At 73.1% G+C, this 22,651-nt stretch carries 17 protein-coding genes and 2 tRNA genes; 6 read left to right on the top strand and 13 right to left on the bottom strand.

Features of this window, described 5'->3' with window-relative positions:
* Positions 1-9: 9 nt before the first annotated feature.
* The 3 genes from JX575_RS13420 to JX575_RS13430 are packed head-to-tail and all read right to left on the bottom strand — an operon-like array spanning position 10 to position 2,738.
* Positions 10-408, bottom strand: a complete 399-nt coding sequence (locus JX575_RS13420; protein ID WP_241005155.1) for a DUF4233 domain-containing protein — start codon at positions 406-408, stop codon at positions 10-12.
* A complete protein-coding gene (locus JX575_RS13425) occupies positions 405-1,772 on the bottom strand; it encodes a folylpolyglutamate synthase/dihydrofolate synthase family protein (RefSeq protein ID WP_186340788.1) in 1,368 nt (455 codons plus the stop codon). Before JX575_RS13425 ends, JX575_RS13420 begins: the two co-directional genes overlap by 4 nt.
* A 12-nt stretch (positions 1,773-1,784) precedes the next feature.
* Complete coding sequence (locus JX575_RS13430; protein WP_186340787.1) at positions 1,785-2,738, bottom strand: GNAT family N-acetyltransferase; 954 nt, start codon at positions 2,736-2,738, stop codon at positions 1,785-1,787.
* 76 nt (positions 2,739-2,814) lie between these two features.
* Here JX575_RS13430 and valS point away from each other — a divergent pair, with 76 nt between their 5' ends.
* A complete protein-coding gene (gene valS / locus JX575_RS13435; protein ID WP_186340786.1) occupies positions 2,815-5,448 on the top strand; it encodes a valine--tRNA ligase in 2,634 nt (877 codons plus the stop codon).
* A 252-nt stretch (positions 5,449-5,700) separates the two neighbouring features.
* Here valS and clpX read toward each other — a convergent pair whose 3' ends face one another.
* The 3 genes from clpX to JX575_RS13450 form a co-directional block, all read right to left on the bottom strand.
* Complete coding sequence (gene clpX / locus JX575_RS13440) at positions 5,701-6,981, bottom strand: ATP-dependent Clp protease ATP-binding subunit ClpX (protein WP_186340785.1); 1,281 nt, start codon at positions 6,979-6,981, stop codon at positions 5,701-5,703.
* 155 nt (positions 6,982-7,136) lie between these two features.
* Positions 7,137-7,745 carry an ATP-dependent Clp protease proteolytic subunit gene (locus JX575_RS13445; RefSeq protein ID WP_186340784.1) on the bottom strand — a complete coding sequence of 203 codons (609 nt, stop codon included), beginning with the start codon at positions 7,743-7,745 and terminating at the stop codon, positions 7,137-7,139.
* Between the two features lie 5 nt (positions 7,746-7,750).
* Positions 7,751-8,338 carry an ATP-dependent Clp protease proteolytic subunit gene (locus JX575_RS13450; RefSeq protein WP_277395326.1) on the bottom strand — a complete coding sequence of 196 codons (588 nt, stop codon included), beginning with the start codon at positions 8,336-8,338 and terminating at the stop codon, positions 7,751-7,753.
* A 165-nt stretch (positions 8,339-8,503) separates the two neighbouring features.
* Between JX575_RS13450 and JX575_RS13455 the strand changes: the two genes are divergently transcribed.
* The 5 genes from JX575_RS13455 (at position 8,504) to JX575_RS13475 (ending at position 16,554) form a co-directional block, all read left to right on the top strand.
* Positions 8,504-9,355 carry a hypothetical protein gene (locus tag JX575_RS13455; protein ID WP_186340783.1) on the top strand — a complete coding sequence of 284 codons (852 nt, stop codon included), beginning with the start codon at positions 8,504-8,506 and terminating at the stop codon, positions 9,353-9,355.
* 116 nt (positions 9,356-9,471) lie between these two features.
* Positions 9,472-12,168, top strand: a complete 2,697-nt coding sequence (locus tag JX575_RS13460; protein ID WP_186340782.1) for a fibronectin type III domain-containing protein — start codon at positions 9,472-9,474, stop codon at positions 12,166-12,168.
* A gap of 66 nt (positions 12,169-12,234) precedes the next feature.
* On the top strand, positions 12,235-13,224 hold the full coding sequence (locus JX575_RS13465) for a MoxR family ATPase (protein ID WP_186340781.1): 990 nt from the start codon (positions 12,235-12,237) through the stop codon (positions 13,222-13,224).
* Positions 13,225-13,234: 10 nt separating this feature from the next.
* Positions 13,235-14,377, top strand: a complete 1,143-nt coding sequence (locus tag JX575_RS13470; RefSeq protein ID WP_186340780.1) for a DUF58 domain-containing protein — start codon at positions 13,235-13,237, stop codon at positions 14,375-14,377.
* Between the two features lie 119 nt (positions 14,378-14,496).
* Entirely contained in the window at positions 14,497-16,554 is a 2,058-nt protein-coding gene (locus tag JX575_RS13475) for a transglutaminase domain-containing protein (protein ID WP_186340779.1), read from the top strand.
* Here the strand turns inward: JX575_RS13475 and JX575_RS13480 are convergent.
* The 7 genes from JX575_RS13480 to JX575_RS13510 all read right to left on the bottom strand — a co-directional run bounded on the left by JX575_RS13480 (position 16,541) and on the right by JX575_RS13510 (position 22,634).
* Positions 16,541-18,148 carry a serine/threonine-protein kinase gene (locus tag JX575_RS13480; RefSeq protein ID WP_186340778.1) on the bottom strand — a complete coding sequence of 536 codons (1,608 nt, stop codon included), beginning with the start codon at positions 18,146-18,148 and terminating at the stop codon, positions 16,541-16,543. The two genes, JX575_RS13475 and JX575_RS13480, sit on opposite strands and share 14 nt — an antisense overlap.
* 138 nt (positions 18,149-18,286) lie before the next feature.
* Positions 18,287-19,705 (bottom strand): trigger factor, encoded by a 1,419-nt coding sequence (tig, locus tag JX575_RS13485; protein WP_186340777.1) that lies wholly within the window; start codon positions 19,703-19,705, stop codon positions 18,287-18,289.
* A 129-nt stretch (positions 19,706-19,834) separates the two neighbouring features.
* Positions 19,835-19,907 (bottom strand) — tRNA-Pro (locus JX575_RS13490).
* Positions 19,908-19,953: 46 nt separating this feature from the next.
* Positions 19,954-20,027 (bottom strand) — tRNA-Gly (locus JX575_RS13495).
* A 93-nt stretch (positions 20,028-20,120) separates the two neighbouring features.
* Entirely contained in the window at positions 20,121-21,176 is a 1,056-nt protein-coding gene (locus JX575_RS13500) for a PP2C family protein-serine/threonine phosphatase (protein WP_241005156.1), read from the bottom strand.
* On the bottom strand, positions 21,173-22,108 hold the full coding sequence (locus JX575_RS13505) for an Fpg/Nei family DNA glycosylase (protein WP_186340775.1): 936 nt from the start codon (positions 22,106-22,108) through the stop codon (positions 21,173-21,175). Before JX575_RS13505 ends, JX575_RS13500 begins: the two co-directional genes overlap by 4 nt.
* Positions 22,101-22,634 (bottom strand): ribose-5-phosphate isomerase, encoded by a 534-nt coding sequence (locus tag JX575_RS13510; protein WP_186340774.1) that lies wholly within the window; start codon positions 22,632-22,634, stop codon positions 22,101-22,103. The genes JX575_RS13505 and JX575_RS13510 overlap by 8 nt, the downstream gene beginning before the upstream one ends.
* Between the last annotated feature and the right edge of the window lie 17 nt (positions 22,635-22,651).

Raw genomic sequence — 22,651 nt, forward strand, 5'->3', positions numbered from 1 at the left:
CGAGGAGCCTCAGCCCTGCTCCGCGCGGTACGCCGCCCACGCGGCGGCGCGCTCCCGCTCGATCTTGCGCCCGAGGAGGTCGGCCGCCGTCCAGAGCGCGGCGAAGATCGCCCCGAGGGCGAACATCACCGGGACGACGAAGCCCAGCGCGATGGCGGCCACCTGCACGGCGTAGCCGGCGAGGTAGGCCCACTCGGCGCGCAGCATCCCGGCCAGCAGCAGGCACACGAGCGCCAGGCCGAGCCCCACCGTCAGCGCGGTGCCGGTCGGGACGCCGGCGATGGTGATCATCACGGGAGTGCTCAGACCGAGGGTGATCGCCTCCAGGCTCAGCACGGCCGCGGCCATGCCGCGCCGCGGCGAGCGCTCGGTGTTGGCCGGCACCTGCTCGGGAGTGTTCTCGCTCATCGGCGCCCCTTCAGCAGCGCGCGGGCCTCGCCCACGGTGACGACGGAGCCGGTGACGAGCACGGCGCCGGACCCGATCGAGACGTCGATGGCCTCGCCCGCCTCCGCGAGCGTCGCGGCGCGGTCGATCGCCTCGGCCAGGTCGGGCACGACGCTGACGCGGTCCTCGCCGAACACCTCGACCGCCGCGCGGCCCAGGGCGGCGGCCGACATCGAGCGCCGCGAGGAGTTCTGCGTGCAGACCAGGTAGGCCAGGTGCGGCTCGAAGGCGGACAGGAGTCCCTCGTGGTCCTTGTCCTCCATCACGCCCAGCACCCCGACCAGCGGGCTGAAGGAGAAGGAGTCCTCGAGCGCCTCGGCCACGGCCTCGGCCCCGTGCGGGTTGTGCGCGGCGTCGAGCACGATCGTGGGGCTGCGGCGGATGATCTCCAGCCGCCCCGGGGAGGTGACCTCGGCGAACGCGGCGCGCACGACCTCGTCGTCGAGGGCGCCCGTGCCGAACGCCTCGACGGCGGCGAGCGCGACGGCGGCGTTCTGGGCCTGGTGCGCGCCGTAGAGCGGCAGGAACACGTCGTCGTACTGCGCGCGCAGGCCCTTGAGCGTGAGCACCTGGCCGCCGACGGCGGGGGTGCGCGAGACGACGCCGAACTCCATGCCCTCGCGGGCGACGGTCGCCCCGACCTCGGCCGCGCGCTCGAGCAGCACGGCGGCGACCTCGGGCGTCTGCTCGGCCAGGACGGCGATGGAGCCGGGCTTGATGATCCCGGCCTTCTCGACGGCGATGGTGGCGGGGTCGTCGCCGAGGTACCTCGCGTGGTCGACCGCGATCGGCAGCACCACGGCCACGTCGGCGTCGACCACGTTGGTGGCGTCCCAGCCGCCGCCCATGCCGACCTCGACGACGGCCACGTCGACGGGGGCGTCGGCGAAGGCGGCGTAGGCCATGCCGACGATCGTCTCGAAGAAGCTCAGCGGGTGGTCCTGCTCGGCGTCGACGAGGTGGGTGTAGGGCGCCACGTCGTTGAACGCGCGCACGAACGCCTCGTCGTCGAGCGGCTCGCCGTCGATGCTGATCCGCTCGCTCATCCGCTCGAGGTGGGGAGAGGTGAACCGGCCGGTGCGCAGGTCGAGCGCGCGCAGCAGGGTCTCGATCATCCGGCTGGTGCTGGTCTTGCCGTTGGTGCCGGTGAGGTGGATCGTGCGGAAGGAGCGCTGCGGCTCGCCGAGGAGCTCGGTGAAGGCCGCGATGCGGTCGAGGCTGGGCTCGAGCCGGGTCTCGGGCCAGCGGGAGAGCAGCGCGTCCTCGACCTCGGCGTAGGTCTGGGCGAGGCGCGGTGCGTCGGCGGCGTCGTGGGGGTCTGTCATCTCCCCGCGAGTCTATTGACCCCGCTGCCCGGACGACGACTCGTGGCCGGGGAGCCCGACGACGTGCTCCGCCATGTCGACCGTCGGCTCGTAGCCCAGCGCGGCGTAGATCTTGTTGGAGGTCGGGTTGGCCCGGTCGGTGAACAGGCACATCCGGTGGCCCGCCTCGAGCCCGCGCCGGGTCAGCTCGCCGACGACGTACGACGCGATGCCGCGACCCCGGTGCTCCTTGGGCGTGTAGACGGGGCCGATCCGCGAGACGCCGTACGACGGCAGGCCGGCGCCGGTGAGGTGGGCGACCGTCCCGTCGGGGAGCTCCCACAGCCACTCGACGCCCTCGCGGATCCTGACCAGGACGCTGTCGAGCGTGTTGTGCTCACCGGAGTCCGGGTCGGGCTCGCGCCCGGCCTGCTCGTCGGCCTCCTCGTGGAACGCCCTGAACCACGCGAGCACGAGCTCGGCGTCGTCCTCGGTCGCGAGCCGCAGCCGACCGTCGGGCGCGGGCGGGGCCTCGACGGACGTGGCCTCCCACAGCCGCGTCCCCTTGTCGGCCACCACCTCTCCCCCGGTCAGCTCGGCGCTCACCCGCGCCAGCACCGCCGCCCCGGGCAGCGCGCCGTTGGCGCCGCCGAGGAGCTCCCCGCGCGCGTGCAGCGCCGTGGCCAGCGCCGTGGCGGCGCCGTCGTCCATCGGCATCGAGAACGTCGGGTGGGGCGCGAACGGAGCCGTGCGCATCGCCGCGCTGACCACCGCCCCGGAGGCGTCGCGCACCACGACCCACCAGCGCTCGAACGTCGCCCCCACCTCGGCCCAGGAGTCGTGGCCGGCGGCCAGCTCGCGGGCCGTCCGCTCGCTCACGCTGGCGATCACGCTGCCCAGCACCGGCTCGGCGGCGAGCAGCCCGCCGGCCGCGTCGAGGAACGGCTGCGGGGTGGCGAAGAACTCCAGCGTGACGTCGGGATCCATGGCCGCACGGTAGGCCGTCGCCGCCTGCGTCGATACTCGTTTTCGTCGGCTGGAGGCCCGTCAATAGAATCGGAGCATGACTGAGAACCCCAGCACCCAGGCCCCGGAGGCCGGTCCGACGACATCGAGCACCGACCCGCGTGCCGTCGTCGTACCCGAGCGGCCGGCGCTGGAGGGCCTGGAGGACAAGTGGTCTCGGGTGTGGGCCGAGAACGACACCTACGCGTTCGACCGCACGCAGCCCCGCGAGAACGTCTACTCGATCGACACTCCCCCGCCGACCGTCAGCGGCTCGCTGCACGTCGGGCACGTCTACTCCTACAGCCACCCCGACCTGATCGCGCGCTACCAGCGCATGCAGGGCAAGGCCGTCTTCTACCCCATCGGCTGGGACGACAACGGCCTGCCGACCGAGCGCCGCGTCCAGAACTACTACGGCGTGCGCTGCGACCCCGCCCTGCCCTACGACCCCGACTTCACGCCGCCGGAGAGGCCCGACCCCAAGAAGCAGGTGCCGATCAGCCGGCCCAACTTCATCGAGCTGTGCGAGCAGCTCGTGGTCGAGGACGAGAAGGCGTTCGAGGCGCTCTGGCGCCAGCTCGGCCTGTCGGTCCAGTGGAACCCGACCTACACGACCATCGGCGACCACTCGCGCACCGTCAGCCAGCGCGCGTTCCTGCGCAACTACGCCCGCGGCGAGGCCTACCTGTCCGAGGCGCCCACGCTCTGGGACGTCACCTTCCAGACGGCGGTCGCGCAGGCCGAGCTCGAGGCCCGCGACTACCCCGGTGCCTACCACCGCGTCGCCTTCCACCGCCCCGACGGCTCGCCGATCCACATCGAGACCACCCGGCCGGAGCTGATCCCCAGCGTGGTCGCGCTGATCGCGCACCCCGACGACGAGCGCTACCAGGGGCTCTTCGGCACCACGGTCACCTCGCCGGTCTTCGGCGTGGAGATCCCGGTCCTGCCCCACCCCGCGGCCGAGCCCGACAAGGGCGCCGGCATCGCGATGTGCTGCACCTTCGGCGACCTCACCGACGTGACGTGGTGGCGCGAGCTCGACCTGCCGGTCCGCACGGTCGTCGGCCGCGACGGCCGGCTCCTCCGGGAGACGCCGGAGTGGCTCGCTGCCGAGCCCGCCGCGACGGCGTACGCCGAGCTGGCCGGCAAGACGACCTTCAGCGCCCGCGAGGCGATGGTCGCCCTGCTCCGCGAGTCCGGCGACCTCGACGGTGAGCCGCAGCCCACGCAGCGCATGGCCAACTTCTTCGAGAAGGGCGACAAGCCGCTCGAGATCGTCGCCACCCGCCAGTGGTACATCAAGAACGGCGGACGCGACGCCGCGCTGCGCAAGGAGATGCTCGCCCGCGGCGAGGAGATCACCTGGATCCCCGCGCACATGAAGCACCGCTACGACAACTGGGTCGGCGGCCTCAACGGTGACTGGCTCATCTCGCGCCAGCGCTTCTTCGGGATCCCGTTCCCCGTCTGGTACCCCCTCGACGCCGACGGCGAGCCCGACCACGACCACCCGCTCCTGCCGAGCGAGGACCGGCTCCCCGTCGACCCCTCGACGGAGGCCCCCGAGGGCTACACCGAGGACCAGCGGGGCAAGCCGCGCGGCTTCATCGGCGACCCCGACGTGATGGACACCTGGGCGACGTCGTCCCTGACCCCGCAGATCGCGGGCATGTGGGGCGTCGACGACGACCTGTTCTCGCGGGTGTTCCCCTACGACCTCGCCACCCACGCGCACGACATCATCCGCACCTGGCTGTTCTCGCGCGTCGTCCGCTCCGACTACGAGCACCAGGTCGCGCCGTGGACGCACGCGATGATCTCCGGCTTCATCGTCGACCCCGACCGCAAGAAGATGTCGAAGTCCAAGGGCAACGTGGTCGTCCCGACCGACATCCTCGACAAGTACGGCGCCGACGCCGTCCGCTGGCGCGCGGCCATCGGCCGCCCCGGCGCCGACTCGCCCTTCGACGAGTCGCAGATGAAGGTCGGGCGCCGCCTGGCGATGAAGGTGCTCAACGCCTCCAAGTTCGTCCTCGGCAATGTCGGCGCGACCGAGCTGGCTCCCAGCGCGGTCAGCGCACCGGTCGACTGCGCCCTGCTCGGACGCCTCGAGACCGTCGTCCGCAGGGCGACGGAGGCCTTCGACGCCTACGACTACACCACGGCGCTCGAGGTCACCGAGAAGTTCTTCTGGGAGTTCTGCGACGACTACCTCGAGCTGGTCAAGGAGCGCGCCTACGACGTCGAGGGCGGCACCGGCACCGACTCGGCGCGGGCCACGCTGGCCATCGCGCTGCACGTCCAGCTGCGGCTGCTCGCGCCCTTCCTGCCCTACGTCACCGAGGAGGTCTGGTCGTGGTGGCAGGACGGCTCGATCCACCACGCCGCCTGGCCCACCGCGGCCGACCTCGGCGCCGCGGCCGCGGCCCCGCCCACCGTCCTCGATGCGGTGGCCGCCGCGCTCACTGGCATCCGGGGCGCCAAGTCGCAGGCCAAGGCCAAGATGCGGGCGCCGCTCTCCCGTGTGGAGATCACCGGTCCGGCGGCGCTGCTCGAGGCCGCCCAGCAGGCGCAGGACGACCTCCGTGCCGTCGGCACGATCGTCGGCGACCTCGACTTCGTCACCGACGAGTCGAGCGCCGAGCTGCGGGTCACCGCCGCCGAGCTCGCGCCCACCGAGGACTGACGCGGACTACCGCCGGCTCGTACGCCCTGGGGGCACCCGCGGCCCGTCGCCCGGGGCCGCCCCGGGCGTCGGGCCGCGGGCGTCGGGCCGCGGGTTCATCACGGTATGCAGGCCAACCCGCACTTCCCATGGTGAGCTGATCGTGGGGAGTGCGGGTTGAGCGACATACCTTGATGAACCGTCAGCGCGGCGGTGGCGATGCACCGGGGCCGGACCGGCGGTTGCCGACCCGGGCCAGAGCCCGAGCCAGGGTCAGGCGGACTTCTTCTTGCGGCCCTCGGCCTCGCGCAGGACCAGGGTGGGCTCGACGCCGTCCTCGACGACCTCACGGGTGACGATCACCTTGGCGACGTCGCCGCGCGACGGGACGTCGTACATCACGTAGAGGAGCACCTCCTCGATGATGGCCCGGAGCCCGCGGGCACCGGTGCCGCGCTCGAGCGCGGCCTCGGCGATCGAGTCGATCGCCTCGTCGGTGAACTCGAGCTCGACGCCGTCGAGGTCGAACAGCTTCTGGTACTGCTTGACGAGCGCGTTGCGCGGCTCGGTGAGGATCTGGACGAGCGCCTCGCGGTCGAGCTTGCTCACGCTGGCGATCAGCGGCAGGCGGCCGATGAACTCCGGGATCAGGCCGAACTTGGTGAGGTCCTCGGGGCGGACCTGGGCGAGCAGGTCGTCGGCCTCGCGCTCGGCGGCGCCGCGCACGTCGGCGGTGAAGCCGAGGGACTTCTTGCCCACGCGCTGCTCGATGATCTGCTCGAGACCGGCGAAGGCACCACCCACGATGAAGAGGATGTTGGTGGTGTCGATCTGGATGAACTCCTGGTGCGGGTGCTTGCGCCCGCCCTGCGGGGGGACCGACGCGGTGGTGCCCTCGAGCATCTTGAGCAGCGCCTGCTGGACGCCCTCGCCGGAGACGTCGCGGGTGATCGAGGGGTTCTCCGCCTTGCGGGCCACCTTGTCGATCTCGTCGATGTAGATGATGCCCGTCTCGGCCTTCTTGACGTCGTAGTCGGCGGCCTGGATGAGCTTGAGGAGGATGTTCTCGACGTCCTCGCCGACGTAGCCGGCCTCGGTCAGCGCGGTCGCGTCGGCGATCGCGAAGGGGACGTTGAGCATCCGCGCGAGCGTCTGGGCCAGGTAGGTCTTGCCGCAGCCGGTGGGGCCGATCACCAGGATGTTGGACTTGGCCACCTCGACGGCGTCCTCCTTGGCCTTGCCGCTGACGGGCTGCAGGCCGGACTGGACACGCTTGTAGTGGTTGTAGACCGCGACGGCGAGGGACTTCTTCGCGTGCTCCTGGCCGATGACGTAGGAGTTGAGGAACTCGAAGATCTCGCGCGGCTTGGGCAGCTCCTCGAGGCTGACCTCGGCGCCCTCGGCGAGCTCCTCCTCGATGATCTCGTTGCACAGCTCGATGCACTCATCGCAGATGTAGACGTTGGGGCCAGCGATGAGCTTCTTGACCTGCTTCTGGCTCTTTCCGCAGAAGTTGCACTTGAGCAGGTCGCCGCCGTCACCGATTCGTGCCACGAGTCGTGTCCTCCAGTCGTGCCGGATGGGGGTTCCGGCTCCTCACACCTTGCAACAGGCCGTACGACGGTACCCCGAGCCGGCCCCCGTCGGGGGCCGGACACGGGATGTCGACGACCATGATTTCGAGCCTCGCCACCAGCCTCGGCTCACCCTCAGGTGAGGGCCGGGGCACCCTTGCGGGACTCGATGACGGCGTCGATGAGGCCGTACTCGACGGCCTGCTCGGCCGTCAGGATCTTGTCGCGCTCGATGTCGCGGCTGACCTGGTCGATGTCCTTGCCGCTGGAGTCGGCGATCATCCGCTCGAGGAGCTCGCGCATCCGCAGGATCTCGTTGGCCTGGATCTCGATGTCGGAGGTCTGGCCGAACGTGCCCTCGGTGTAGGGCTGGTGGATCAGGATCCGGCTGTTGGGCAGCGCCATCCGCTTGCCCTTGGCTCCGGCGCCGAGCAGGATCGCGGCCGCCGAGGCCGCCTGGCCCAGGCACACCGTCTGCACGTCGGGCTTGATGAAGCGCATCGTGTCGTAGATCGCGGTGAGCGCGGTGAACGAGCCGCCGGGGCTGTTGATGTAGATGCTGATGTCGGTGTCGGGGTTCATCGTCTCCAGGCACATGAGCTGGGCGATGACCGCGTTGGCGACGTCGTCGCTGATCGGCGTCCCGAGGTAGATGATGCGCTCCTCGAAGAGCTTGGCGTAGGGGTCGATGCGGCGGAAGCCGTAGGACGTGCGCTCTTCCCACTGCGGGATGTAGTAGTTCATGGCTGTCAGTCCTTGGTCCGGGCCGGGCGGCCCTCGTCGGCGGCTTCGCGGGCACTGGTGATGACCTGGTCGACGAGGCCGTACTCGACGGCCTGGTCGGCGGTGAACCACCGGTCACGGTCGGCGTCGGCGACCACCTGCTCGACGCTCTGGCCCGTGTGCTCGGCGATCAGGTCGAGCAGCACCTTCTTGATGTGCAGCGACTGCTGGGCCTGGATCTTGATGTCGGAGGCGGAGCCACCCATGCCCGAGGAGGGCTGGTGCATCATGATGCGGGCGTGGGGCAGGGCGTAGCGCTTGCCCTTGGTGCCGGCGCACAGCAGGAACTGGCCCATCGAGGCCGCGAGCCCCATGCCGACGGTCGCCACGTCGTTGGGGATGTAGTTCATCGTGTCGTAGATGGCCATGCCGGCGTCGACCGAGCCGCCGGGGCTGTTGATGTGGAGGAAGATGTCGGCCTCCGGGTCCTCCGCGGACAGCAGCAGGAGCTGGGCGCAGATCGCGTTGGCGTTCTGGTCGCGCACCTCCGAGCCGAGGAAGACGATGCGCTCACGGAGGAGGCGCTGGTAGATGTGGTCGTCGAGGCCATACATCCCACCGGCACCGTTCATCTCGGGCGAGAGGGCTGGGCTGGAGTTCTGGTTCACGCTGGCGACACTAGCCGGAAGGACGGACACTTCCACGCGGGACCGGCCCTTGTTCGCCCACAGCGGATCGAAGCGCCTCGCGGGGCCTGCGCGTGTGGTCTACTCGGGCCCATGTTGCGGGTCACGCTTCGGGGGGCAGACCTGCCCACCGCCACGCTCGGCAGCGGCGAACGGCTGCTCTTCGGTCGCGCGCCCCACCAGGCGCTGCGCACCGAGGAGCCCGACAGGGCCCTCGACGTCACCGTCCTCGCGCTCCCGCACTGCGCCCCGCACGTGTCGCGCCTGCTGGGCGAGCTCGAGATCGGCGAGGAGATCGCCCGGCTGCGCTGGCACGGCGCGGGCGAGACCCAGGTGGCGAGCCTGTTCGACGCCCCGGGCGGGGCACGACGGGTGACGCTCGTCGAGGGCATGTCGCTGCTGCTCGACGAGGGGGAGAACCACCTCGTCGTGATGCGCGGGCGCGAGCTCGACCCCGAGGTCTACGACGACCTGACGATCGTCGTGGAGGTGACGACCCCCGGGGAGGAGGCGGCGCCCCGGCCCGCCGTCGCCGACAGCGGCGTCGAGCGCGACTCCTCGGCCACCGCCCCGTCGCCGGGGCTGGTCCGGCACTCCCGTGAGTGGTACGTCGCCCTCGCGCTCGCCGAGCCCTGGCTGGTCGGCACCGACGACTACCCGCGTCCCCCGACCAACCGCGAGATCTACGAGCGCGTCCTGCGGTGGCACGGCTACGCCTGGAACCTCGAGCGCTCCCAGCGGGTCGACGACGCGATCAAGGCGATCTCGTCCCTGGCCTTCAGCGTCCGCGACGACCCGTTCCGGGCCAGCAGCGGGCGTGCCAGCAACGTGCGCTTCGCCGTGGGTCGGCGTACGGCCGAGGTCCGCCTGGTCACCGTCGACGACCTCGCGGGCGTCGAGGCGGCCGCCCGCGAGCGCGTCGCGGGAGCCCCGCACCCGGGCTGAGCCCCGCCTGGAGCGGAACCGAGCGGCGGACGGGACGGAACGTTCCGCCGCGCGAACGGTGGTGCCGTGCGGTCCGGTTCTGTGAGACTTGCCGCGCACCGCGACGAGGGGGATCCATGGGGGCAGGTCGGGCGACGACGCACGCCGGGGGCACCGACGCGCCCCGCACCGCGCGGCTGCGCAGGCTCGCGTCGAAGCGCCAGTCGAAGGGCGCGGCCGAGCTCTCCGTCGTCCTGGTCGTGGCCTCGCTCGTCGCCGGGGTGCTGTTCGGCAACGGCCTCTCCCGCACCGCGGTCGAGCTCGCCGACGGACTCACCTGGCTGGCCGACGACCCGAGCGGCGACGTCATCCAGGTCAACCCCGCCCTCGGGCGCGCCGAGGTGCGGCGCTCGGTCGCCGCGGCCGGCAACGACCTGACCCTCGCCCAGTACGCCGGCTTCCTCTACGTCATCGACAACACCGACGGCGTGCTCTCGACCATCGACGTCACCACGCTGGAGCAGTCCGGTCGCCGGAGCGTGCCCGGCGACGGCTCCGCGGAGACCCTGAGCGACGGCACGACCGTCTTCCTCGTCGACCGCACGGCCCACAGCCTCGCGGCGATCGACCCCATCACCACCGACGAGATCGGCCGGGTGTGGGTCGAGCGGCGGGGCCTGTCCGACGTGGCCGTCGACGGGCAGGGGACGGTGTGGTCCCTCGACCGCACGGGCCGGCTCACCGCGCTGAGGTGGTCCGCGACGTCGGCGGAGTTCCTCGAGCAGGACACCCACCAGCTCGACGTCCGGGGGGACGCCGTGGTCGTGGCGCACGAGCGAGGTGTCACCGTCACCGACGCCGAGCCCGGCCTGATGCAGCAGGTCGCCACCGAGCGCGAGGTGCGTACGCCCACCTCCGCGCTGAGCGGCGAGCTGCTCGCGCCACTGCGCACGCCGAGCGAGCTGACGGCCGCCGCGGCTCCGGACTCCTCGACCGTCGTCATCCTCGCCGCGGGCCGGCTGGCCGAGGTGGCCGTGGCCGCCTCCGGCTGCGACTCCCCCGGACGCCCCGAGGTGTTCGCGGGACGCGTCTACGTGCCCTGCGCCGGCCGGGCGAAGGTCCTCCAGCTCGACCCCACGGGCGAGATGGCCGGGCCGCCCATCCTCACGCCCCGCGGCAAGGACCCCGAGCTCGTCCTCGACGACGACACGCTCCTGATCAACGTGCCCGGTGCGCGCACCGGGATCTCGGTGGGGGCCGACGGCTCCCTCTCGGAGTTCTCCCGCGGGAGCGGCGGCGACGCCGTCACCGACCCGCAGGAGATCGCCATCCCCGAGACGCAGCCTGAGACCGAGGACCAGACGGAGGAGACGCGCGACGAGCAGTCGGGCGAGTCCGGGTCCCAGGCGACCCGGGGCGGGCGCGACCCGGGCCGCAACGGCGACCAGGGCCCCCGCGGGAGCGACAACAACGGCGGCGGAGGCGGTCGCGACGACGAGGACGAGGACGACGACCCGGTCGCGACGATCTCGCCCACCCCCACCCCGACCGCCACTCCCACGACCACCCCCACTTCCACCCCCACCTCCACCCCCACTGCCACCCCGACCACCACGCCCACCGTGACGCCGAGCACGCCCACCGACGTGAGGGCCACGGTGCTCGGCAGCACGCAGGTGCAGGTCGACTGGTCCTACAGCGGGGAGACTCCGGACGACTTCGTGGTGGCCCAGCCCGGCGGCCCGACCCTGGCGACGGTCGGCGGCACCAGCCGCCGCGCGGTCGTGGACGTCACCCCCGGCGCGAGCGTCGCCCTCGTCGTGACCGCCCGGCTCGGCGGCCGGACGGCCACCTCGACGGTGTCCAACACGGTGACCACGCAGCCCGACCCCGTCCTCGGCACCCCCACCTCGGTCCGGGCCTCGGTCGTCTCGGGCACCCAGGTCCAGCTCGGCTGGGACTACACCGGCGACGTGCCCGACGAGTTCGTCCTCACCACCACCGGGGGCAGCCAGGTCGGGCGGGTCGGCGGCGACCAGCGCCAGGCGGTCGTCACGGTCCCGGCGGGCCAGCAGGTCGCGTTCCGGGTCACGGCCTTCCTCGGCAGCGACTCGAGCGCCTCCGCCGCGTCCAACGCCGTGACCCCCGCCGGCGTGCCCGGCCAGGCGCCCGGCGTCGCCGCCACCGGCGTCTACGGCGGCAGCTGGCAGGGGCCGACCTACGCCGTCACCCTCCGCTGGGACCCCGCTCCGGACAACGGCTCGCCCATCACCGGCTACCGGGTGACCGTGTCCACCGGCACGAGGTCGGAGACCGTCACGCTGGGCGCCTCGGCGCGCTCGCACACCCTGGTCAGCAGCTGCGACCGCACCCGGGACGCCTCCTGCTCCCCCGGCGGCAACGGCACCGCCTCGGTCATCGCGATCAACGGCGAGGGCGCCGGCCCCCAGGCCTCCGCCGGCGCCAGTGACTCCGGGAGCATCCCGGTCGAGCCCTTGCCGGGAGGCGGGCGCCAGCACGTCACGGGCCAGTCGGGGGGCGACCTCAACCTCGAGGGCATGGGCACCTCCCAGCTGCAGCTCGCGCCCGCGGACTGGGCGGGCTTCGGCGGGACGTGCGCCTACGACGACGGGTCCGGCTGGTCGCCCATCAGCTGCGGCGCGACCTCGCTGGTGATCCAGCACGACGGCACCTACATCTGGCAGCCCAACTCGGGCGTGCGATCGCACTCCGTGCAGTTCCGGGCCACCAACAGCTCGGGGAGCGTGCTGAGTGCCCGCTACTCCTGGCAGACCAGGCAGCCCACCCTCTGCGAGGGCTGCGACATCCCCTGAGCCGCCGACCGCTTCCCGACGTCTCGACGCCACTCTCGACCCCTCCCCGACCCCAGGAGCCAGCCCGTGACCACCCTCGCCTCGAGCCCCGCCACCACCGAGCAGGAGGTCGTCGAGTTCCGCCGGGTGCACCAGCGCCTCGGCGACGCGGTCGAGGTCGCCGTGCGCGGCAAGCGCGGCGTGATCGACCTCGTGCTGGTGGCGACCTTCGCGCGCGGCCACGTGCTCGTCGAGGACCTGCCCGGCACGGGCAAGACCACGCTGGCGAGGGCGCTGGCGAAGGCGCTGGGCGGGGAGATGCACCGGGTCCAGTTCACCCCCGACCTGCTGCCCAGCGACGTGACCGGCACCAGCGTGTTCGACCCGCGCGACGGCCAGGTGCGGTTCCGCCCCGGACCCGTCTTCGCCAACGTCGTGCTCGCCGACGAGATCAACCGGGCGGCCGCCAAGACCCAGTCGGCCCTCCTCGAGGTGATGGAGGAGCACACCGTCAGCGTCGACGGCACCGCACACCCCGTGCCCGAGCCGTTCACGGTCGTCGCCACGCAGAACCCCATCGACCTCGACGGCACCTACCGGTTGCCGGAGGCACAGCTCGACCGGTTCATGGTGCGCACCAGCCTGGGCTTCCCCGACCTCGAGCACGAGCTCGACGTGCTGCGCCCCGGCAGCACCGCCGGCCGCATCGACGACGTGCCCACCGTCAGCGACCCCACCGAGATGGCCCGACTCTCCGCCGTCGTCGAGCGGCTGCACGTCGCCGACCCGATCCTCACCTACGCGCGCGAGGTCGGGGTCGCGATCCGCGACGACCGGCGCGTCCGCCTGGGCGCGAGCACGCGCGGGCTGCGCTCCCTCGTGCGCGCCGTGCAGGCCCACGCCGCCTCGCGCGGTCGCCACTACGCGATCCCCGACGACGTACGCCGCCTCGCCGAGCCCGTCCTGGCCCACCGCACGGTGCTCACCCGCGAAGCGCTCCTGGAGGGCCACACGTCGACCGGGGTCGTGCACCAGGCCCTCGAGCGGGTCGCCCCTCCCCAGCCGGACCGGGTGTGAGGCTGCCGCGATGACGCCGTGGCGTGCCACCGCGCCCCGGGGCAGGTGGATGCTCGGCACCGGCCTGCTGCTGGCCGCGAGCGGAGCCCTGCTCCGCTATCCCGTGGTCGCCGCGCTCGGCGCGTTCCTGGTCGTGCTGGTGGTCGTCGAGGTGGTCGCCGTGCTCCGCCGCCCCGACGTGGTCGTGCACCGCACCGTCGACCCGCTCGTGGTCGTCCGGCAGGACCCCTGCTCGGGCCACCTGCGCCTGGCGGGCAGGCGCGCCGCCCTGGTGCGCACGCTCGCGCAGGACAGTGTCGACGGCCGGCTGACGGCCCCGGTCGAGGTCGACCCTCGTGGCGCCGAGACGACCTACGACATCGCGACCAACCGCCGCGGGGTGGTCGACGTCGGCCCGCTCCGGCTACGGCGGGTCTCGCTCTTCGGCCTGGCAGCGACCACCACCGACGCCGGCGACGTGGTCCGGCTGCGCGTGCTGCCGCGCCGGATCCCGCTGGGCTCGCTGCCTGCCGGCCACCGACGTGCGGCCGTCGGCGGCGGCGACAGCCTCGAGCTCGGCGGCACCGACCTGGTCGGCCTGCACGAGTACGCCGTCGGCGACGACCTGCGTCGGCTGCACTGGGCCACCAGCGCGCGCACGGGGACGCTGATGGTCCGTGAGGACGCCGACCCGGCCCAGCCCCACGTCTGCGTCCTGCTCGACGACCGGCAGGAGAGCTACGCCGGGGAGGACGACTTCGAGGAGGCCCTCGAGCTCGCCGCCGCCCTGTGCCGGGTCGCGGTCGAGAGCGGCGACCCGCTGTGGTTCGCCACGTCGAGCGGGCGCCACGACGTCACGGTGCCCGGATCGACCACCCGGCAGGTCCCACGGGAGGCCCACGAGCTGGAGCTCCTGCTCGCGGAGATCGACGCCGGCCCCGACCGCGGGCTGCAGCACGTGCACCACCGCGGGCTCGACGTCGCGGCGGTGGTGACCGGGAGCGCCGCCGACCTCGGCGTGCTGGCGCTCGCCGTCGGTGGCGCCCTCGACGCCACGCTGTGCGTGGTCGACCCGCAGCCCGCGACACCCTCGGGCGTGCTCGGCGGCGCGACCGTGCTCCGCGCTCCCGGCTCGCGGGCGCTGGCGCGGCTGTGGGACGGGCGGACTCCGTGACGACCCTCGCCCCACCTGCTCCGCACGCGCCTCCACCCTCCCCCGATGCCGCGGCGCCGACCGCGACGACCCCTGCCTCCCCGGGACTCCGGCCGGCTGCGTGGGCGGGCGCGCTCCTGGTGCTCGGGAGCCTGTCGCTCGCGACGGCGTGGAGCGGCCCGCTCCCCGTGCTGTCCCTGGCGGCCGCCGCGGTGGTGCCGCTGGCGGTGTGCCGGGCGGTCGTCCGCCTCGGCGTCTCACCCTGGGCGAGCGCGGCCGTCCTGGTGTCGCTGCTGGTGCTCGGGGCCTACGTCCTCGCCGCCGACGCCGGGACGGCGTTCTCCGACACTGTCACCGACGCCGTGCCGCGCCTGCTCACGACCCCCCGGCCGCTCCCGGCCCGGGCCGACGTCCTCGTGGGGCCGCTGCTGCTGACCTCGCTGGTGTCGCTGCTGGTCGCGATCCGGCTCACCTCCCACCGGCTGGTCGCGCCGGTCGTGGGAGCGCTCGCTCTCTACGTCGCCGGGGCGCTGCTCACCACGGGTGAGGGTGACCGCCGCGGCCTCCTGGCCTCGGTGCTCGTGGCGTGCACCCTGCTCGGTTGGGTCGTGCTCGACGAGCACCGCCACCGGACTGGGCGGCGGATCGCGCTCGCCCTGGTCGTGGCGCTGGCGGCCACCGGCCTGCTGGTGGCCTCGACGACCGTGCGGTGGTCCGCGCCCTTCGAGCCGCGCACCCTGGTCGACCCGCCGACGGTCGACGTGGTCGCCAGCAACCCCCTCGCCCAGCTCGGGGCGTGGACGAGCGACCCCGACCGTGAGCTGCTCGACGTGTCCGGACCGGTCGGGCCGCTCCGCCTGGTCACCCTCGACCGCTACGACGGGGCGCAGTGGAGCGCCGGCACGCGCTACTCGCCCGTCGGCGAGACCTACGACGTCGCGCCGCTGCTCGGCAGCAGCACCCGCTCCTCGACGGTCCGGGTCGAGATGGTCGACATCGAGGAACGCTGGCTGCCGAGCCCGGGCTGGCCGACCGAGGTGTCGACCGACGACGCCGTGGTCGAGCCGGTCTCCGGCAACCTGTGGCTCACGAGCTCCGACGGCCTGGTGCGCAGTGGCACCGACGCCGCCACCACCCGTGGAGTCGCCTACACCGTCACCGGGCTCGCCGACGACCCCGACGACGCCCGGCTGGCGAGCGCGACCGTGCCCACCGGCGGCGGGCTCGCGCCCTACCTCGCGCTGCCGCCGCTGCCCCAGCAGCTGAGCACCTTCGCCGAGCAGACGGTGGCGGGTGCGGTCACTCCCTACGACCGCGCCGTGGCGATCGAGACGATGCTGCACGACCGGGCCCGGCTGTCCCCCACGGCGGTCTCCGGGTCGCAGCTGTGGCGGATCACCACGTTCCTGCTCGCCGAGCCGGGCACCGTCGGCGCCCGTGTCGGCACGGCCGAGCAGTTCGCGACGTCGTTCGCGGTGCTCGCGCGCCACAACGGGCTGCCGACCCGGGTGGTGGTGGGCTTCCGGCCCGACCCGGAGACCCGCCGATCGGCGACGGACGGCTGGTCGGTGCGCGGTCGGCACGCCACCGCCTGGCCGGAGGTCTTCTTCCAGGACCTCGGCTGGGTGCCGTTCTCCCCCACCGACGCCCGTGAGGCGCCGCGGCCGGAGGAGGAGACCGTCGAGCGCGGCGACGGCGACGACCCGGGCCCCGGGGCCACCCCGGACGACTCCGGGACCGGCACCGGCCAGGCCGACGGCACCGGCCAGGCGGCGCCGTCGCGGCCCGGCGGTCCGGGAGGGTGGGTCGTCCCGGCCGCAGCGGGTGCAGGCGGCCTGGCCGGGCTGCTGGCGCTCCTGCTCGCGGCCCGGCGGATCCGGTCGTGGCGACACCTGCGGCGCGGCCCGCGCGGGGCATGGGCCGAGGCGCGCGACGTGCTGCGCCTCGCCGGGCTCCCGGTCACGGCGCACCACAGCGCCGACGACGTCGCGACCATGGCGAGCCGGCGCCTCGGCACCGACGCGGTCAAGGTGCTCGCCGCCACGTCGCAGCGAGCAGCCTTCGCCCCGCCCGGCACCGACGCCGACGACCCGGGGCCGGTGCTGGGCGACGTACGCCGGGCCGCGCGCCGCGCCGTGCCCCGCTGGCGTCGCTGGTGGTGGCCCTTCGACCCCTCGGTCTTCCTCAGCCGAGGGTGACGCACCGCTGGTCGGAGCGTCCGAGCGAGCCGTCGGGCATGTGCAGCACCATCACGAAGCAGGGCCGGCCGGGCGGCTGCGACAGGGTGAACGTCGCCTCGGTCACGCCGGTGTCGAACTCCTGGACCGGCCGCGCCTCGGGGCTGGTCTGGGAGATGTGGAACCAGCCGATCCCCTCGCTCGGGTCGTTCCACTCCACGGTGACCTCCCCCGCATCGGCGCGCAGGTCCTCGATGCGGAAGGCGAGCGCGGGGTCGAAGGCGCTCTGGGGCTGCTCGACCGGGCCCGGGTCGTCCTCCTCCGCTGCGGTCGTGCCGAGACCCGCCTGCTCCTGCGAGGACCCCTGGGGGTCGTCGAGGTCGTCGTCGCGGAGCAGTGCCCCGGCGAGGCCGAGGGCTGATCCCACGACCAGCGCGAGCACCCCCAGCAGCGCGACGGCGCGACGCCGCCGGGGCGGCCGGGCGTCACCGCCGTCGAGCGAACCGCCGGGGTCGGGCTCGTCGTCGGGGCGGGGGCGGAGGTGGGTGTGCTCGTGCGGCGCCGGCGGATGCGCGGGCGGAGCACCGTCCGCCTCGACGCTCCGTCCGACAGGCACCGCGGGCCGCGGCGCGAGCGGGGCCGGGTCGTCGGCGCCACGGCGACGCGTCGCCTCCGGGAGTGGCGGCGCGGCCAGCTGCCCGATGGGCCCGGGGACGGGCGCTCGAACGGGCCAGGCAGCGCCCGGCTCCCAGGCGCCGTGGCGCATCCGGAGCAGGGCGTGGTGGACGTCCTTGACGCTGGCCCACCGCTGCGTCACGTCCTTGACCAGGCACCGGCTGATCACCTCGCCGAGGGCACCGGCGTCGGTCGAGAACGGCCGGTGCGGCTCGGTGCGGGCCCGGCGCAGGTAGGCCAGGGCGGAGTCGTCGTCGGGGTCGTCGCTGGCGAACGGCGCGCGCCCCTCGAGGAGGGTGTAGAGGGTGGACCCGAGCGACCAGATGTCGTCGGCGGGGGTCGGAGGGTGGCCGTCGAGGATCTGCGGCGAGGCGTGGCGGTAGGTGAACGCCTCGACCGACGAGGTGTACTCCGCGTCGACGAGGCGCGCGATCCCGAAGTCGGCCAGCACCCACGAGGTGGGCAGGACGAGCACGTTCTGCGGCTTGACGTCGCGGTGGAGGAAGCCCTGGTCGTGGGCGAAGGCGAGGGCGTCGGAGAGCACCAGGCCGATGCGCACGACCTCCTCGGGCGGGAACGGCCCCTGCTCGCGGAGCCGGTCGTTGAGGGTGCCGCCGTCGTAGTACTCCATCACGATCGCGGGTCGGCCGGACTCCGTCGTGCCGGTGTCGAGCACCGTGACGATGTTGGGGTGCTGGCGGCCCAGGCCGACGGTGATCTCGATCTCACGGGCGAACCGGGCCGAGCTCTCGGCGTCGTCGACCAGCAGCACCTTGACCGCGACGTCACGGCCCAGACGCGGCTCGCGGGCCCGGTAGACGACCGACTCCCCGCCGCGCCCGACCACCACGAGGTCGGTGTAGCCCGCGAGGGCCTCGGTCGGCGGCGGTCCGTCGGCAGGCGGGCGCCACGCGTGGTGCTCGCTCGCGCTGTCGACCATCCGTGCCCCCCTGTACGCCCCGTCGGACAGCGGCGATCGTACCCGGACACGAGCGGGTCCGCCGGGGTCCGCGGAGGAGCCGGAAATGCGGACCGGCGCCCACCCGAGGGTGGACGCCGGTCGCGGGAGCCGGGCGGGTCAGGCCTTGCCGGACTCGTCGGTGCTCTCGTCGGTGCTCTCCGCCGCGGAGTCCTCGGTGCTCTCGGCGGCCGTCTCCTCGACGGGCTCGCCGATGGTGCCGTCGGGGCGCAGGTTCTTGAGCTCGACCACGTTGCCCGAGGCGTCCTTGACGGTGGCGGCCTCCACGATGGTGGCCAGCGCCTTGCCGCGCAGGATCTCCTGCACGAGCTCGGGGATGTGGTTGTGCTCGAACATGTGGTTGGCGAACTCCTGCGGGTCCTGTCCGGACTGCTGGGCACGCCGCACGAGGTGCTCGGAGAGCTCGGCCTGGTCGATGCCGAACTCCTCCTTCTTGGCGATCTTGTCGAGGACGAACTGGGCGGCGACGGCGTCGCGGACCCGGCGCTCGAGGTCGGCCTCGAACTCCTCCTGGCTCTGGCCCTCGTCCTCGAGGTACTTCTCCATCGCGATGCCGGCCATGGCGAGCTGCTGCTCGATGTTCTGGCGGCGCGCGTTGAGCTCGTCGGTGACCATCACCTCGGGCAGCGGGACCGAGACCTTCTCGAGGAGGGCCTCGAGGACCGCGTCGCGGGCGGCGGCGGCCTGCTCGAGGCGCTTGCCGCGGCCGAGGCGCTCGCGCACGTCGGCGGTGAGCTCGTCGACGGTGTCGAACTCGGAGGCCAGCTGGGCGAACTCGTCGTCGTACTCGGGGAGCTGCTGCTCCTGCACGGCCGAGACCTTGACGGTGACCTGGACCGGCTCGCCGACCAGGTCGCCACCGACCAGCTCGGAGTCGAAGGTCTTCTCCTCGCCGGCGGACAGGCCGGCCAGGGCCTCGTCGAGGCCGTCGATCATGCCGCCGCGGCCGACCTTGTAGGACATCCCGGTGACCTCGCCACCCTCGACGGTCTCGCCGTCGCGGGCCGCGACCAGGTCGATGGTCACGAAGTCGCCCTCGGCGGCCGCGCGCTCGACCGGGACGAGGGTGCCGAAGCGCTCACGCAGCGCCTCGACCTGCTCGTCGACGTCGGCGTCGGTGATCTCGACGTCCTCCACGCTGGCCTCGAGGCCCTCGTAGTCGGGGAGCTCGAAGTCGGGCTTGACGTCGACCTCGGCGGTGAACTCGAGGGACTCGTTGTCCTCGAACTTCGTCACCTCGATCTCCGGCTGGGCCAGCGGCTCGAGGTCGTGCTCCTGCAGCGCGGCCATGTACTGCTGCGGGACCACGGCGTTGATGGCCTCGTCGAGGACCGGGCCACGGCCGATCTGGCGGTCGATGACCGCCGGCGGGACCTTGCCGCGGCGGAAGCCGGGGACGTTGATCTGCTTCGCGATCTTCTGGTACGCCGCGTCGAGGCTCGGCTTGAGCTCCTCGAAGGGCACCTCGACGGTCAGCTTGGCCCGGGTGGGGCTCAAGGTCTCGACGGCGCTCTTCACAAATGTCTCCTGATGCTGAAGGTCATGGGTACGCATGCGGACGAGCCGGGGGAACCGCGGGGAAGAGGCGTCCGCAAACCATGGAAGTCTATCGGCGCAGCGGGCGCAGGCCGAATCAGCCACCAGCGGTCGGGGCGACAGGACTCGAACCTGCGATCTCCTGCTCCCAAAGCAGGCGCGCTAGCCACTACGCTACGCCCCGCCAAACCGACCCCGGAACGCTCCTGACGGAGGCGCCGCGGCCTGCTTGGAGCGGATGACGGGAATCGAACCCGCGTAGCCAGTTTGGAAGACTGGGGCTCTACCATTGAGCTACATCCGCGCGCGTCCGACGGCGTCCTCGCCGCCGGTGCGGGAGTCATGGTGCCACACCCGCGGTCCGGCACCCCAACCGGCTCGCGGGGCCACACCGGCGTCAGCGCCGGTGCACCAGCAGCAGCGCGCGGTCGTCGTTGCGGGAGCCGAGCGCCTCGACGAGCCGCTTGGCGCCGCCCTCGAACTGGCCGCGCAGCAGCCGCTCGGCCTGGCCGAGCATCCGGTCGATGCCCAGGGCGATGTCGCGGTTGCGGGTCTCGACCATCCCGTCGGTGTAGAGCAGGAGCGCGTCGCCGTGGCGCATCACCCCGGAGACGGCGGGGAAGGTCGCGTCCTCGATCAGCCCGAGGATCGGGCCCTCCGACTCCAGCACCTCCCAGCGGCCTGAGCCGGCATGGCGCAGGGCGGCAGGCGGGTGCCCGGCGCTGCGGATGTCGTAGCGGCCGGTCGTCAGGTCAAGCGAGAGGTGGATGGCCGTGGCGAACCCCTCGTCCCAGTCCTGCTGGAGCAGGAACCGGTTGGCGCTGTCGAGGAACTCGCTGGGCGGCAGCGCGCTGAGCAGCCCGCCCAGGGCACCGCAGAGCAGCAGCGCGCGGGTGCCGGCGCCCTGGCCCTTGCCCGACACGTCGACCACCGCCACCTCGAGGCGCTCCGCGATGCGCGAGGCGACGACGAAGTCGCCCGCGAAGGGGGTGCCACCGGCCGAGCGCAGCTCGCTGGCGGCGTACCACTGCGCGGGGAGGTCGGGGATCCCGCCCTGCCGCAGGATCCGGTCGCGCAGGTCGACGAACATCGTCTCGCCCTGGATGCCCGCCACCCCCAGGCGCGTGCGGCGCAGGGACGAGGCCAGCACCACGAAGCCCAGGACGAACATGATGACCACGGTGAGCACGATGCGCAGGTCGATCCGGTCCTGGCTGGGCACGACGAGCGCGAGCACCAGCAGGACGAACACGACGAACCACGGCAGCTGGCGTGGGCCGAGCACCAGGCTCGAGGCCAGCAGCGGGACGAGCAGGCTGACGAGCGGGACGCTCTCGTGGAAGCGCCAGATGACCAGGCCGATGAGCACCGTGACGACGACGAGCAGGACGAGCATCCGCGACCCGCGGGGGACGAGCCGACTGGCGGCGGCGTTGAGCGATGGAGAACTCACCGACGAGCCCCTCCTGATCTCCCAGTCCCCTTGGTGGGAGATCGTAAGGCCCGCGAGCGGAACTTCGGCTGGCATCGGGGGCACCAGAACGTGTTGCGTCCGACGAGCTCACCCGTGAGCACGGGCGTGCCGCACACCAGGCACGGCAGCGACGTGCGGCGGTAGACGTAGACCTCGCCCCCGTGGTCGTCCTTGCGGGGCTCGCGGCCCATCGCCTCGGGGGTGTGCTCGGGGCGCACGGTGTCGATCCGGCCGGTGCGCACGCCCTCGGCCATGAGCTCGACGAGGTCGTCCCACATCGCGCGCCACTGCCCGACCCGCAGGGTGTTGCCGGGCCGGAGCGGGTGGATGCGGTGGCGGAAGAGGACCTCGGCGCGGTAGACGTTGCCGACACCTGCCAGCACCTTCTGGTCCATCAGCAGGTCGCCGATGGGGCGCTGGCTCGCCGAGATGCGGCGCCAGGCGCGATCGGGGTCGGCGTCGGGACGCAGCGGGTCGGGGCCGAGGCGCTCGATCACCTCGGCGCGGCGGGCGGGGCCCACCAGGTCGCACACGATCGCGCCGCGCAGGTCGGCGTACGCCGGGGGTCGCGGACCGGCGCCGGACTCGGCGCCGGCATCGGCGTCCGGGAGCGTGACCAGCCGCAGCCGGACGGCGCCCACCGGGTCGGGGACCGCCCCGAGCCCTCCCCCGATGTCGGCGTGCACGTCGAGCTGGCCGATCAGGCCGAGGTGCACGTGCACGAAGCGCTCGCCCTCGAGCTCGAGGAACAGGTGCTTGCCGGCGGAGTCGGCGCCGATCACCCGCGACCCGTCGAGCAGCGCCGCGTCGGCCGCGAACCGTCCCTGCGGCGACGTGACCCGCACCCGCCGTCCGGCGAAGGCCGCGGTGAGGTCGTCGGCGAGCTTGCGGAGCGTGTGCCCCTCAGGCATCCGGGCGATCGGGTGAGGAGTCGGGGACGGTGCCGCGCAGGGCCGACTCCGGCAGCGGCGGCAGCTCGCCCGTCTCGTCGTACGTCGTGAGCTGTCCGATGCGGCGCGCGTGGCGCTCGTCGCCGGAGAAGGGGGTGGTGAGGAAGAGCTCGATGAAGCGGGTCATCTCCTCGACCGGGTGCATCCGGCCACCGACCGAGACGACGTTGGCGTCGTTGTGCTCGCGCGCCAGCACGGCGGTCTCCTCCGACCAGGCCAGGGCGCACCGGATGCCCTCCACCTTGTTGGCCGCGATCTGCTCGCCGTTGCCCGAGCCGCCGATCACGACACCCATGCTCTCCAGGCCGTCGGCGCGGTCGGCGGCCACGCCCTCGGCCGCCCGCAGGCAGAAGCACGGGTAGTCGTCGAGGGCGTCGTAGACGAACGGTCCGTGGTCGACGACCTCGTAGTCGTGGTCGACCAGCCAGGTGGTCAGGTGGTCCTTCAGCTCGAGTCCGGCGTGGTCGGAGCCCAGGTGTACGCGCATGGGAGGAGTCTCCCAGA

It is taken from the genome of Nocardioides sp. zg-1228 (genome assembly GCF_017086465.1).
GTDB lineage: Bacteria > Actinomycetota > Actinomycetes > Propionibacteriales > Nocardioidaceae > Nocardioides.

Coding starts and splice junctions, on each gene's coding strand:
- JX575_RS13450 (WP_277395326.1), bottom strand. CDS start 8,338: ATGTATGGCCTCGACGACCACATCTACCAGCGCCTCCTCCGTGAGCGC.
- JX575_RS13445 (WP_186340784.1), bottom strand. CDS start 7,745: ATGAACTACTACATCCCGCAGTGGGAAGAGCGCACGTCCTACGGCTTC.
- JX575_RS13455 (WP_186340783.1), top strand. CDS start 8,504: ATGTTGCGGGTCACGCTTCGGGGGGCAGACCTGCCCACCGCCACGCTC.
- JX575_RS13480 (WP_186340778.1), bottom strand. CDS start 18,148: ATGGTCGACAGCGCGAGCGAGCACCACGCGTGGCGCCCGCCTGCCGAC.
- valS (WP_186340786.1), top strand. CDS start 2,815: ATGACTGAGAACCCCAGCACCCAGGCCCCGGAGGCCGGTCCGACGACA.
- JX575_RS13430 (WP_186340787.1), bottom strand. CDS start 2,738: ATGGATCCCGACGTCACGCTGGAGTTCTTCGCCACCCCGCAGCCGTTC.
- JX575_RS13505 (WP_186340775.1), bottom strand. CDS start 22,108: ATGCCTGAGGGGCACACGCTCCGCAAGCTCGCCGACGACCTCACCGCG.
- JX575_RS13460 (WP_186340782.1), top strand. CDS start 9,472: ATGGGGGCAGGTCGGGCGACGACGCACGCCGGGGGCACCGACGCGCCC.
- JX575_RS13420 (WP_241005155.1), bottom strand. CDS start 408: ATGAGCGAGAACACTCCCGAGCAGGTGCCGGCCAACACCGAGCGCTCG.
- JX575_RS13425 (WP_186340788.1), bottom strand. CDS start 1,772: ATGACAGACCCCCACGACGCCGCCGACGCACCGCGCCTCGCCCAGACC.
- JX575_RS13510 (WP_186340774.1), bottom strand. CDS start 22,634: ATGCGCGTACACCTGGGCTCCGACCACGCCGGACTCGAGCTGAAGGAC.
- JX575_RS13470 (WP_186340780.1), top strand. CDS start 13,235: ATGACGCCGTGGCGTGCCACCGCGCCCCGGGGCAGGTGGATGCTCGGC.